Origin of the sequence: Mesorhizobium sp. M0140 (assembly GCF_040322475.1) — a bacterium.
Taxonomy (GTDB): domain Bacteria; phylum Pseudomonadota; class Alphaproteobacteria; order Rhizobiales; family Rhizobiaceae; genus Mesorhizobium.
Genome location: NZ_JAMYTM010000022.1, coordinates 114,771 through 126,720 on the forward strand (window position 1 = coordinate 114,771; position 11,950 = coordinate 126,720).

The 11,950-nt window shown below is 59.6% G+C and carries 11 protein-coding genes, 1 tRNA gene and 1 pseudogene; 9 read left to right on the forward strand and 4 right to left on the reverse strand.

All coding sequences use genetic code 11. The features are described from left to right. The 4 genes from NKJ37_RS21745 (at position 1) to NKJ37_RS21760 (ending at position 4,650) form a co-directional block, all read left to right on the forward strand. Positions 1-1,005, forward strand: a complete 1,005-nt coding sequence (locus tag NKJ37_RS21745) for a diguanylate cyclase (protein ID WP_352630555.1) — start codon at positions 1-3, stop codon at positions 1,003-1,005. Positions 1,006-1,367: 362 nt separating this feature from the next. Next, positions 1,368-1,826: a YidB family protein gene (locus NKJ37_RS21750; protein ID WP_023809636.1), complete on the forward strand. Its 459-nt coding sequence runs from the start codon at positions 1,368-1,370 to the stop codon at positions 1,824-1,826. A gap of 439 nt (positions 1,827-2,265) precedes the next feature. Continuing rightward, positions 2,266-4,002 carry an adenylate/guanylate cyclase domain-containing protein gene (locus NKJ37_RS21755; RefSeq protein WP_023809637.1) on the forward strand — a complete coding sequence of 579 codons (1,737 nt, stop codon included), beginning with the start codon at positions 2,266-2,268 and terminating at the stop codon, positions 4,000-4,002. 111 nt (positions 4,003-4,113) lie between these two features. Next, positions 4,114-4,650 carry a GNAT family N-acetyltransferase gene (locus NKJ37_RS21760; RefSeq protein ID WP_023809638.1) on the forward strand — a complete coding sequence of 179 codons (537 nt, stop codon included), beginning with the start codon at positions 4,114-4,116 and terminating at the stop codon, positions 4,648-4,650. Between the two features lie 219 nt (positions 4,651-4,869). Here the strand turns inward: NKJ37_RS21760 and NKJ37_RS21765 are convergent, their stop codons facing one another. Beyond that, complete coding sequence (locus tag NKJ37_RS21765; RefSeq protein ID WP_081734773.1) at positions 4,870-5,856, reverse strand: 5'-nucleotidase; 987 nt, start codon at positions 5,854-5,856, stop codon at positions 4,870-4,872. A gap of 366 nt (positions 5,857-6,222) precedes the next feature. Here NKJ37_RS21765 and NKJ37_RS21770 point away from each other — a divergent pair, with 366 nt between their 5' ends. Genes NKJ37_RS21770 through NKJ37_RS21780 form a run of 3 tightly spaced genes read left to right on the forward strand, consistent with a single transcriptional unit; the run spans position 6,223 to position 8,794 of the window. Then, positions 6,223-6,597, forward strand: a complete 375-nt coding sequence (locus tag NKJ37_RS21770) for a DUF3489 domain-containing protein (RefSeq protein ID WP_245273115.1) — start codon at positions 6,223-6,225, stop codon at positions 6,595-6,597. A gap of 5 nt (positions 6,598-6,602) precedes the next feature. After that, positions 6,603-7,109 carry a DUF2924 domain-containing protein gene (locus NKJ37_RS21775; protein ID WP_032908834.1) on the forward strand — a complete coding sequence of 169 codons (507 nt, stop codon included), beginning with the start codon at positions 6,603-6,605 and terminating at the stop codon, positions 7,107-7,109. After that, positions 7,106-8,794, forward strand: coding sequence for a recombinase family protein (locus NKJ37_RS21780; protein ID WP_352630553.1), 1,689 nt, complete (start codon positions 7,106-7,108; stop codon positions 8,792-8,794). The genes NKJ37_RS21775 and NKJ37_RS21780 overlap by 4 nt, the downstream gene beginning before the upstream one ends. Positions 8,795-9,007: 213 nt before the next feature. Here the strand turns inward: NKJ37_RS21780 and NKJ37_RS21785 are convergent. Beyond that, positions 9,008-9,083: transfer RNA gene (locus NKJ37_RS21785), tRNA-Ile, on the reverse strand. A gap of 135 nt (positions 9,084-9,218) precedes the next feature. Here NKJ37_RS21785 and NKJ37_RS21790 point away from each other — a divergent pair. Further along, a complete protein-coding gene (locus NKJ37_RS21790; protein WP_352774949.1) occupies positions 9,219-9,932 on the forward strand; it encodes an SIMPL domain-containing protein in 714 nt (237 codons plus the stop codon). A 246-nt stretch (positions 9,933-10,178) separates the two neighbouring features. Here NKJ37_RS21790 and NKJ37_RS21795 read toward each other — a convergent pair whose 3' ends face one another. Beyond that, positions 10,179-10,535, reverse strand: coding sequence for a hypothetical protein (locus NKJ37_RS21795; RefSeq protein WP_023809642.1), 357 nt, complete (start codon positions 10,533-10,535; stop codon positions 10,179-10,181). Between the two features lie 254 nt (positions 10,536-10,789). Next, positions 10,790-11,236, reverse strand: coding sequence for a YcgN family cysteine cluster protein (locus NKJ37_RS21800; RefSeq protein ID WP_013530173.1), 447 nt, complete (start codon positions 11,234-11,236; stop codon positions 10,790-10,792). 197 nt (positions 11,237-11,433) lie between these two features. On the opposite strand from NKJ37_RS21800, the pseudogene NKJ37_RS21805 reads away from it, so the two are divergent. Continuing rightward, a pseudogene (locus tag NKJ37_RS21805) lies at positions 11,434-11,950 on the forward strand (OmpA family protein); the annotation flags it as partial.

Sequence of the window (11,950 nt, forward strand, 5' to 3'; positions counted from 1 at the left end):
ATGACGCAAGAACCAGAGCTGGTCCCGCCACTCGCAGATAATTATTCATCCATGGTTCTGCTCATCGATGATCAGATCATGGTTTGCGAGGCGGTCAGGCGCGCTCTAGCCACCGCGCCCGATATTTCCTTACACTTCTGCACCGACCCATTGAGAGCGATGACGGTCGCGGATGAGGTAAAGCCAACGGTTATTCTGCAGGATCTCGTCATGCCCGGGGTCGATGGGCTGCATCTGGTGCGAGAATACAGGAAGCATGGGTCGACACGCGCGGTCCCAGTCATTGTGCTGTCGAGCAAGGAAGATCCAGCCACCAAGGGCGAGGCGTTCGCTGCGGGAGCGAACGACTATCTCGTCAAACTGCCGGACCGTATCGAGTTGATTGCACGTATTCGATATCACACGCGGGCCTATCTGGATCACGTCCAGCGAGACGCGGCGTACCGAGCGCTAAGGGAAAGCCAGCGACAGCTGATCAGTGCAAATCTCGAGCTTGAACGTCTGACGAGGATCGATGGCCTGACGGGTCTAGGCAACAGGCGCTATTTTGACGAATATCTGGCGGCTGAATGGAAGCGCGCTTTTCGCGCACAGTCCCCATTGTCGCTGTTGATGATCGATGCAGACAACTTCAAACGATACAACGATACCTATGGCCACATGGCCGGCGACGAGGTGCTCAAGCAAATCGCCAGCGTAATCCAGAGTGGTTCCGGCCGCTCCACCGATCTCGCTGCGCGGTACGGAGGCGAAGAGTTCGTCATCGTGCTGGTCGACACTTTACTGGAACAATCCAGCGCGATCGCAGAGCGGCTCGTCCAGAGCGTGCGGGAATTGAACATACCCCACGGCCCGGATCGCGTGACCATCAGCGTTGGCGCCGCAACAGCGGTGCCCACCGAGAACGAGACGCCAAACGATTTCGTCAACGCCGCCGATTTGGCTCTGTTTCGTGCCAAATCGGAAGGACGAGATCGTGTTGCGCTTCATATGTCCCGCAGCTAGAGAAGCTCAATGCACCTCCGAAGAGCGGGTGTGTAATTTGAGGCTAAGATGGGGCGTGAGAGCGGCACTCGGTTGAAGATAGGAGCCGGACAACGGGCTTGAAGACTGGTTGGGCAAACGTTGGGAATGACAGCGACAGCGAGCTGGCCAGGTTCCGCTCCCTCCTCCTTATCATTGCGCCGCTTAAAACCCCAGGGTTGATTGCCGTGTGAAGCACTGGCGCGGCGAGGAAAACTTGCGGCGCGCTTCGCTGCAGAATTCCGGGAGGAGAAGGCTGAGCGTGTTCCAGAGGTCTATTAACTCCAGCAGGCGGAACCTTGCGAGCCTCGAAGCCTTCTTCCTGTTAGCTAAGGAGGAAACCAATGGCAAATCTGGGAAGACTGGCTGTCGCGATGCTTGGCATTCTTGCTTACCAAAATCGCGATAAGATCGGTGACTTGATCCGCGGCGCGGGAAATCGAGATCCAAACAACACACAAGGCGGGCTCTTGGATCAGCTGTCCAAGGGCGTCTCCGGGACCGCGTTTGGGGACATCCTCGACCGCTTCAGAAATGCAGGAGCGGGATCGAAGGTCGATTCGTGGGTTAGTACCGGACCCAACGAACCGATCGACCCGAAGGACGTGGAGACGGCAATTGACGAGGACACTCTCACTGCGCTTTCGATGCAAACTGGTCTGTCGCGCGATGAGTTGATTGCCCGGATCACTAAAGACTTGCCCGAGGCGGTCGACAAGCTGACGCCAAGGGGCGAACTGCCAGCAGCGACCGATGAGATCGCACTCCTAGATCAGGTGCCGCCACGCACTCCAGAGCGGTAAACGGGGGATTACATCGACCGTTAAATTGGCCGCGCCGCAATCCGGAGCGCATGACTGAACGGGCGGGCCACGGCCTGCCGTTGGGCGCCGCGAAGGAAAGAGTGGTGAAAGGGGGCGATCTTCTCTTTGGACTGGTTGTGATGAGGCGGGACCCTGGCACAGGTCGGCGTTGAGTTCCACTCTGCATTTTATTCAACATGACCCTAAATTGATTGGTCCACCCGGTTCCGAAACGACACAATGCGGGCTCGGCTGAGGCCCCTCCGTCTTTGAGGTATCGTCCTCGCGACCGCGTAAACAAGAAAGTGAATGATCGACCGACGTGACGCGATCACCCCATGTAGCGGCTTGCCGATCGAGCTTCAAAGTCAGCCTGATAGACTTTTGAAATAGACGTCATACAATCCCATTTTTCTGCTTTCAATGAAAGCAAAGCGAAATGGCCGAAGAACGCGCCCAACGCCGTCTTGCCGCCATATTGGCCGCCGACGTGGTGGGCTACAGCCGACTTCTGGACCTGGACGAGCAAGGAACATTGAACGCGTTAAAGAGGAGGCGGAAGGAGATCCTGGAACCACTGGTCCGCGACCGTCACGGCCGTGTCGTAAAAGTGATGGGTGATGGCGTCCTAGTCGAGTTCGGAAGCGCAGTGAACGCGGTGTCATGCGCCGTCGAACTCCAGAAGCGGATGATGGCCGCGAACGAGGGTTTGGCGTTCGACCGACAAATCAACCTGCATATCGGCATCAATCTGGGCGATGTCGTTGTCGAGGACGGCGATCTGTTCGGCGATGGCGTTGTTGTCGCAGTGCGGCTTCAGGCAATGGCCGGGGCCGGAGATATCTGCGTCTCCGGCAGCGTCTACGATCAAGTCAAGCGAAAGCTTGAATGCGACTTCGACGAACTCGGTCCGCAAGCGATCAAGAACGTTGCCGAACCGGTATCCGTTTACCGGATTCGGTTATCGGCCTCATCTGAAAGTGGCGGACCGGCAGAGAAAGCGCCGCTGCCGCTCCCCGGCAAGCCCTCCATCGCCGTCCTTCCCTTTACGAACATGAGCAACGATCCGGAGCAGGAGGCTTTTGTCGACGGCCTCACCGAAGACCTGATCACGGATCTGTCGAGGAACAGCGAGTTGTTTGTCATCGCCAGCAACTCGGCTTTTGCATACAAGGGCAGGCATATGGATGTGCGTCGCATCGCGCGAGAACTGGGAGTGCGCCATCTTCTTGAGGGTAGTGCACGGCGGGCAGCTGGACGGGTGCGTATCAACGCTCAATTGATCGATGCGATCGGGGGCGACCACCTTTGGGCCGAAAGATTCGACCGAAGCCTTGAAGATATCTTCGCTGTTCAGGACGAGGTGACCGGCAAGATTGTCGAGGCTCTGGTGGGCCGTCTGACCGCCGCGCCGGGGCGCAACAGACCGAAGAACCTGGAGGCCTATGATTTATGTGTGCGTGCACGGGCCTTGGGCCTGCAAACGGCACTCACCGCGAAAGAAGCCATTTTCCTGCTGAACCGGGCAATTGCGCTCGATCCGGAATATGCGGAGGCGCATCGTTGGCTGGCACTCAACCTCTGGCTGGGCTGGGAGTTCTGGGACGAACCGATGGACCCCAATCGCACAAGTGCGCTTGCCGAAGCACAGCAGGCGGTCGAACTCGACCCGAATGACGCTGGGAACCGATGGGTATTGGGCGTTATACTAGGACATGAGGGTCGCTGGGCGGAATCGGATGCCGAATTCGCCGCCGCCCACAAGCTGGATCCCAACCACGCCGACGCATGGGCAATGCAAGCTGAACTGACGACGGAAAACGGCCGGCCTGCCGAAGCCATAGAGCAGGTGCGCAAGGCGCTGCGGCTCAACCCTCACCCGCCCGGTTGGTACTACTGGATGTTGGGCCAGGCTCAGTATGCCATCGGCGACTACGAATCCGCGGTTCAAACGTTGCGGAGACCCGAAACTTATCGCACGACTTCACGACGCCTGCTTGCAGCAAGCCTTGCGCAACTTGGCCGTTTGGAGGAGGCGCGCTGGGAGGCGGAAATGTTCATGATAAGCAATCCGCACTTCACAATCAGGCATTGGTCAGCTTCGCAGCCTTTCCCGGCCGAGGACGTCCGACGGCATATCGTGGAAGGCTATCGCATGGCGGGGCTGCCAGAATGACTGTCACGGCTATGCCGTCGGGGCCGCAGTGGATAGCGTCTCGAGGCTGCCGCAGCAGCGAATATTTGGTCTCTTCTGCCGGAACGAAATTCGTCAAATCGAGACTTGAACATGGCAAGTGAAGACTTTCGGCACCGGAAAGCACAACGGGAGGATCTCCCGGCCCTGATTACGCTCATGGACGCGGCGATCTCTGAACTCCAGAAGCCCTTTCTAGATGACGCTCAGATCCAATCCAGCCGGGCCATCATGGGGCTGGATACACAACTTGTCGACGACGGCACTTACTTCCTCGTGGAGCACAACGGCGTTTTGGCAGGTTGCGGCGGTTGGAGCCGGCGCGCAACGATGTATGGTGGAGATCAGTCGCCTGGACGTGATGCAGCGCTGCTTGATCCTGCCAAGGACGCAGCACGCATCAGAGCCATGTACACCCATCCGGACTTTGTCCGGCGGGGGGTCGGCCACTTGATCCTTGCGCTTTGTGAGCGTGCCGCCAAGGCCGAGGGCTTCGCCCGTGCTGAGCTGGCAGCTACCGCGGCCGGAGAGCCACTGTATCGCGCCTGCGGGTACCAATCCGTCAAGAAATTCTTCGACGAGCGTGGCGGGGCTCCGGTTCCTATCCTGCTTATGAGCAAGACGCTCTGACCTCCGGCTTACAGGGCAGTCGCACGCAGTTGGCGGCGCTCGCCGGCACGGAATGCTCACCTATACTTCCGCCCCATGGTCCGCTTTTGGTGAATGGACGGGACCGTACGAATGACTGCCATTGGGCGCAAAGCCGCCGTTCGGCTTCCACTATGCCCAGATCGCATGCCGTCACGTTCGGACGCTCAGTCAAAGCGAACGAGATCTAATCCTGAAGAATCAGCCGGCCGGGATTACCGGCGCAGCCGGATCGTGAGGTCCGGGAACATGGCCGGCAGGAACCACTGCCGCCGCGCCTAAAACGTGCTTCTCTTGATCATCAAAGAAAATGTGGGCCCCGAGCGCCTTCAGGATGGGTGCTTTCTCACGGCTGCCTACGAAGTGCGCCTCGTCAGCTGGTGTTCCCCACGCTCTCAGCGTCCGAATTACGCGCTCATGCGCAGGGGCGTTCCGGGCAGTGACAAGTGCGATGCGGACCTTACTCACGTTGCCCTCATTAAGGAAAACTCGGCGCAATGCCGATAACTTGTGAAGAAAATTGCCAAACGGGCCGCGCGCCATCGGATTGCTCGCGTTCGCGGTCTCATGCGCAAGGAAAGCCTCCAGGCCCTTTTCTTTGTAGATTGCGTCGGACTCGGGGCCAAACACTACAGCATCGCCGTCGAACGCGACCCGGACCTCGCCCTGGGGTGTTTCGGCACGATCCTTGGGCGCCAAGCCAAGCCGAGCAGCGGCTGCTCCGCCGTCCACCGCTCCTTTTACATCCGTGTCCGCGTTTGAGAGAAATAGGTCAATGCCCCAAGCAGGAACAAAAGGAGCGAGTGACCGCCCGCTAGTAAAACTGCCTGTCTTGACGACAAGCCCATAATGATCGATCGACTTGAACGCTCGGAGAGAGAGGTCGGGCGAGTTCTGGGACAGAAGGATCACTTCAACATACGGAGCAGCCTCAGGATCGTTCAGCGCGAGTAACCGCTCGACTACCTCAAAGCCAGCACCCCTGCGGAGGATCACGTCCTCGCGTTCGAGTTGCATGGCCGCATACGACTTGACGCCGTAGTTCTCGAATACGCGATGTTCCTCCTCCAGATCAAAAAGAGCGCGCGTAGAGATTCCGATGCGGAGAGGGCTGGCCCTTAGCGTAGACCCTGGATCGCCATTCCCCTTGTCATCTTCGGCTGTAAGAGAGGCTTCCGCGATTTCCATTTGCCCTTCCTCCGATATTAAGACAGCCTAGGCAATGCCCTTTCTATATTTGACTTATTTCCGAAGAATTGAAGATCTGCGGTTCATTGCGGATCGCTGTCATTTCATCGCGATTTCCTAACTTTTCAAATGCCAGATGGACTTGGGAGCATCGACACGTCGTGGGAAGGTCCACTGGTGTGGTCTAAGCCCTCGAAGGCAGCGATATTCGACTGGACTTCATACGGCAACGAAGCATTGGTGTTGCCAGCGCAGCAGAAGAACAATGGATTAACAACGAGCAGAATCTCCAGCCCGCCAAGACAGCGGGCTTCGGTCAGTACAAGCGCCGGAATGGTCCGGGCTTCTAACTGATGGAGATTTGAAATGTCTATCTTTAACAACACCACTATGAAGGCCGACAATGCGGAAGCCGCCGATACGGCACCCAGCGTCGACGACAGCACCCCAACCCGGAAGCCGCGCGAGAAGTCCGTGGTGACCGTCGCGGTGACGGTCAAGAAGGCAAAGGACGAAGCGCCCGCAGCGCCTACCAAAACCGACATCGTCCTCAAGAAGCTGAAGTCGGCCAAAGGCGCTACAATCCAAACCCTGATGGATGCGACGGGATGGCAGGCGCATTCGGTGCGGGGTTTCCTCTCCGGTACCGTCAAGAAGAAGCTTGGCCACGAACTGCTCAGCGACACCGGCAAGGACGGACAAAGGCGGTACCGCATTGCCGAGGCGAAGACCGCCGGTTGACCTAGATGCGCAAAAGACAGGATCTGGATAGTGAGATCGCCGGGATTGGCGGTCTCACGCGTGATGAACTCACGGCAGCATGGAAAAAGGCCTATGGCTGCCCGCCGCCCAAAGGGGTCAAACGTGGGTTGCTTGAACGGTCGGCCGCCTGGCATCTCCAGGCCAAGCGATTGGGTGGTTTACCTTCGACCGTCAAGAAAACACTCGGAGCAGGCAACGCGCGCCAGTCCAACGTAAAGGCTGTCCAACCGAGCAATACTGGACCGGATCGCGAGGACGGTGTTCCGTCGGTCCGAGCAGCGTCATCGGATAAGGCACTAACGTCGCCGCCACGATCCCTTCCGCCAAGAATCGGCTCCCGTCTGGTGCGGGAATGGAATGGCCGGATGCACGTTATCGAAGTGGTCTATGACGGCTTCGTGCTCGATGGCAAGACGTACGGATCGCTGTCGGCTGTCGCCCGCCGCATTACCGGCGCCCATTGGTCTGGCCCGAGGTTCTTTGGCCTATGACAGCAATCCCTCGCCTCAACTGCGCGATCTACACTCGCAAATCGACCGAAGAGGGATTGGAGCAGGAATTCAATTCGCTCGATGCCCAGCGCGAAGCGTGCGCGGCCTTCATCGCATCGCAGGTCGGTCTTGGCTGGAAGTTGATGCCAAGCCACTACGATGACGGCGGGATTTCGGGCGGCACGATGGAGCGCCCTGCCCTGCAGCGTCTCCTACAGGACATCCGGGACAAAGAGGTCGATGTGGTGGTCGTCTACAAGATCGACCGCCTCACCCGTTCGCTGATGGATTTTTGCAAGATCGTCGAGATCTTCGATGCCAGCTCCGTCTCGTTTGTCTCGGTCACGCAGCAGTTCAACACCACAACCTCAATGGGCAGGCTCACGCTCAACGTGCTCTTGTCCTTCGCCCAGTTCGAGCGAGAGGTTACAGCAGAGCGTATCCGCGACAAGATCGCGGCCTCGAAGAAGAAAGGCATGTGGATGGGTGGCGTGGTGCCCCTGGGCTATCGTGTCGAGTACCGCAAGCTGGTGATTGACGAAACCGAGGCACAAACAGTCAGACACCTGTTCGCCCGCTATCTCACCCTGAGGTCAGTGCGCGACCTTGTCGATGAGGCTGCGAGCGACGGGGTTTCCACACGATCGCGACACCTCATAGACGGATCAGTTGCAGTTACCATGCCGTTTGGCCGCGGCAACCTCTACCACCTGCTTTCGAACCCGGTCTACGTCGGCAAGATCAGGCACAAGGATCAGGTCTACGATGGAGAGCACAAGCCAATTGTCACGTCTGCCACGTTCGACGAGGCCCAGGCACTACTTGCCTCTCAGGCGCCGCGGCGGCGAAGCGAGTCCAATGTCACGCAAGCCCATTTGCTCACCGGTCTGCTCTTTGATGAAGCGGGCGAGAAATTGCGATCGGTTCATGCCAATAAGCAAGGTGTTCGCTACCGATACTATGTCTCAAAGCAGTTCGTCGATGAGCGCAGGAAAGGTTCCGAGGGCTGGCGTCTTCCGGCACCCGCACTTGAGTCAGTTGTTGAGCATCGCCTCAATCGGATTCTCAGTGATCAAGCCCAACTGTCTGATTGGATTTGGCAATGGGCAGACTCTGGCGAAATCCAGGCAGCGATGCGGCGAGTTGACGAGATGCGGTCGTGTTGGGCTTCAGGCACTACGGATGCGAAGCGATCTCTCCTCCAAAAGATCGTTCACAGGATCACCCTCAAGCTTGGTTTATTGACCATCGAACTGGATCGCCGCTCGCTATCGGAATTGCTTCTCGACCGAAAGCTGCCACCCAACGATAGCGCCCAAGTAACTTCCATCGAATGTCCAATCGGAATGAAGCGTCGCGGCGTCGAAACGCGGATCGTGCTTACCAACGGATCCAATATCAACCGGGCACCCGATGCCGCCTTGATCAACCTTCTGCGCCGCGCCCACCTATATCTCGGCCAACTTACAGACGGAGTCGGTCGCAGCCTTACCGACGTTGCCATGCTCAACGGCACCGATACATCCGAGGTCAGCCGCCTATTGCCCTTCGCTTTCCTCGTTCCAAAAATTGCGGCCAACATCGTTGCAGGTGATCAACCTGTTGAACTAACGGCGCACCGGCTGTCCCGATTGTCGGACCTCCCCCTTACTTGGACTGACCAGGCTGCACTCCTGGGCTTCTAACCATCCGGCGAGCATCTCGCTGACCAGTCGACCATCGCTTTGGCAAACACTTGGCTACGGAATTCGCCCGACAGAGACGGACGACTTAAAAGTCGGGTGTTTTGCGTTTACCGCGGCGTCTCAGCCAAGTGTTGCCCACTACTCGGCGCTAACCCACGGAAATGTCGGAGGTATTCTGAGACGGTCGAAACCCCGAAAAACAAGGGGACTGGATGGTGGGCCCGGAGGGACTCGAACCCCCAACCAAGCGGTTATGAGCCGCCGGCTCTAACCATTGAGCTACAGGCCCCACGCGGGCTGGATTAATGTTTTTCGCATCGCGGCACAAGGCTTTCCCGATGGGCTTCCGCAGATCGCCCAAATCAACCCATAATCGCGCTCTACGCGACCCCTTGCGACTTGATCGCAGACCAAGGAGATTTTCATGACCAGACATCTTTTGCCTCTCGCGCTCGCCACTGCAATCGCTTTTCCGGCGATGGCTGGAGCCACCGATTTGCCGACGCCACCCCGCATCATCGTGTCAGGCGAAGGCGAAGCAACCGTAGCGCCTGATCTGGCGGTCCTGACGCTGAGCGTCATGCGCGAGGCCAAGACCGCGCGCGCGGCGCTCGATGCCAACAATGACGCCATGGCCGCCGTGATCGCGGCGATAAAGTCGGCCGGCATCCAGGACCGCGACCTGCAGACCGCCGGCATCCAGATCAACCCGCGCTACAACTACACCAACAAGCCGGACGGCAGCCAGGAAGCCGAACTCGTCGCCTATCAGGTGACCAACACGCTTTCGGTGCGGGTGCGCGATGTCGACAAGACCGGCGAGATCCTCGACAAAGCAGTGTCGCTCGGCGTCAACCAGGGCGGCGGCATCGCCTTCACCAATGACAACCCGGCGGCCACGGTCACCGAGGCGCGCAAGAAGGCGGTCGCCAACGCCATGGCCAAGGCCAAGACGCTGGCCCAGGCCGCCGGCGTCAGCCTCGGTCGCGTGCTCGAGATCACCGATCAGAACATGGCGCCGACGCCAATGCCGATCAACGCCAAGGCCTTCGACGCCGCGGCCGGTGCTGCGGCTCCGGTGCAAGCCGGTGAGAACGCCTACAATGTGCAGGTCACCGTCACCTTCGAACTGAAGTAGGCGGCTCTGACGATCCGTGGCTGAGCCTGACCACGGCAATCATCAGCCAATAGCGTGCATGAAAAACCCCGCGGGATTGCTCCCGCGGGGTTTTTTCGAGCCACACCCTTCAAACGGAAAGGGGCTCGGCTAGTCCCGGCTGATCTTCGTAGGAGATCATGCTGCCAGACCGACCTTCACTGAAGGTCGTGTCTCCCGGCTGATCCTCGCAGACGATCATGCCTCTATGATCCGCCAAAGCCGGCCTTAGCGATAGATGACGGGGCAGCCGCGCTCATTGGCGAACACGACGACGACGCGGTCGCCGTCCTGGCGGCCCATCACCTTCACCGTACGACGGCTGACGTCGACGATGCGGGCACGGCGCAGACCCATGCGTTCGGCCTTGTCGAGGGCGCGGTCCGGCGAGCAGCCACGGCGCCAGTCGCCACGGCGCTCGTCACGGCGATGGCGATAACCGTCGTCACCGGTATAGACGCCGAAACGCGGGTCGTTGTTGTTGCCGAAGCCGAGGTAAAGGCTGTCGGCGTGAGCGGGAACAGCCGCCAGCGTGCCGAGACCGACCAGGGCCGAAAGGGCTGCCGTCTTGATCGTGTTGAACATCGTCTTCTCTCCTTTTGCGGGCCTTCGCCCCCTTGTGAACCGATGAGGGGGAGAATGCGCTTGCCTGTCTGAACTCTTTACGAACCTGCCGTTCATCTCCGGTTCATATGGCGGGAAGAAGGAAAGTTCCGGCCATTTGCCGTCGTCCCCAGCCCTTGGTGAAGGCCAGAACGTCTGACTCGACGCCCCGGTTCCGACCCCGCTGATTGGCCGAATGCATTCGAACGGGAGGCTCCTGCTCACCGTCGCTGGTCCTACGGCTCCTCGTCCAGCACATAGTCAAAATAGTCTTCCGGCTCGGCAAGATCGGTTTCGCTCGCCTTGACCCGGCCGCGCATCGAGATGCCGGCTTCATGCACGGTCTCGGCGCTGCCCGACACCAGCCGGTGCCACCAGTAGAGGTCGCGGCCTTCGGCCACCAGCCGATAGGCGCAGGTGCTGGGCAGCCAGCTGATGGTTCGCACATTCTGCGGCGTCAGCCCGACGCAGTCGGGAACGCGCGCCAGCCGATTGGCATAGTCCGAACAGCGGCAGGTCTCGGCGTCGAACAGCCGACAGCCGACGCTGGTCCAGTAGATCTCGCCAGTGTCCTCGTCCTCAAGCTTTGACAGGCAGCATTTGCCGCAGCCGTCGCACAGTGATTCCCACTCGGCCGGGCTCATCGCCTCCAGCGCCTTGGTTTTCCAGAATGGCGTTTCCATTTCCGGGATGTGGCCCCAGCCGCGGGCAAGGTCAAGCGCGGCAATGGTCGCAATTGCGGCTATCGCCAGGTGAATGACATGAAGTTGCCTTCAAAAGGTCGGTCAATCGCCCCGTACGGCCTCTATCCGTGCCAGACTGGAACCAATCGGCACAAGATCGGTTTCGGCAAGGATGGGACCCCACAAGGAGAATTTCGATGAAACGCCAACCACGGATTCTGGCAGGCACGGCACTTGGCCTGTTGATGGCATCCGCGCCGTTGGGCGCGTTCCCGCTTCAGGGAAGTGTCGCGTCCGGCCTTGCCCAGCGCACGGCAGCCCCATTCATCCTGTCGCAAGCAGCATGCGCCGAAGGCGAAGCGGCCGAAGCCTGCGCACAAAAGCAGCAGGCGGAACCCGAACAGAAGCGCGAACGCAAGAAGGCCCAGCCTGAACAGCAGGCCGCGCCTGCCCAGAGCGAGCAGCCCGCCGAGGAGCAGCAGCCACGCCGGAAGAAGCGCGACCAGCAGCAGCAGACCGAGCAGGCGCCGGCCGAACAGGCAGCACCCGCCGAGGAACAGCAGCCGCGCAGGAAGAAGCGCGACCAGCAGCAGCAGACCGAGCAGGCGCCGGCCGAACAGGCCGCTCCAGCCGAGGAACAGCAGCCGCGCAGGAAGAAGCGCGACCAGCAGCAGCAGACCGAGCAGGCGCCGGCCGAACAGGCCGCTCCAGCCG

Bases quoted from the DNA above. Each gene is read 5' to 3' on its own strand.
- NKJ37_RS21745 (WP_352630555.1), top strand. From the start codon at position 1: ATGACGCAAGAACCAGAGCTGGTCCCGCCACTCGCAGATAATTATTCA.
- NKJ37_RS21750 (WP_023809636.1), top strand. From the start codon at position 1,368: ATGGCAAATCTGGGAAGACTGGCTGTCGCGATGCTTGGCATTCTTGCT.
- NKJ37_RS21755 (WP_023809637.1), top strand. From the start codon at position 2,266: ATGGCCGAAGAACGCGCCCAACGCCGTCTTGCCGCCATATTGGCCGCC.
- NKJ37_RS21760 (WP_023809638.1), top strand. From the start codon at position 4,114: ATGGCAAGTGAAGACTTTCGGCACCGGAAAGCACAACGGGAGGATCTC.
- NKJ37_RS21765 (WP_081734773.1), bottom strand. From the start codon at position 5,856: ATGGAAATCGCGGAAGCCTCTCTTACAGCCGAAGATGACAAGGGGAAT.
- NKJ37_RS21770 (WP_245273115.1), top strand. From the start codon at position 6,223: ATGTCTATCTTTAACAACACCACTATGAAGGCCGACAATGCGGAAGCC.
- NKJ37_RS21775 (WP_032908834.1), top strand. From the start codon at position 6,603: ATGCGCAAAAGACAGGATCTGGATAGTGAGATCGCCGGGATTGGCGGT.
- NKJ37_RS21780 (WP_352630553.1), top strand. From the start codon at position 7,106: ATGACAGCAATCCCTCGCCTCAACTGCGCGATCTACACTCGCAAATCG.
- NKJ37_RS21790 (WP_352774949.1), top strand. From the start codon at position 9,219: ATGACCAGACATCTTTTGCCTCTCGCGCTCGCCACTGCAATCGCTTTT.
- NKJ37_RS21795 (WP_023809642.1), bottom strand. From the start codon at position 10,535: ATGTTCAACACGATCAAGACGGCAGCCCTTTCGGCCCTGGTCGGTCTC.
- NKJ37_RS21800 (WP_013530173.1), bottom strand. From the start codon at position 11,236: ATGGAAACGCCATTCTGGAAAACCAAGGCGCTGGAGGCGATGAGCCCG.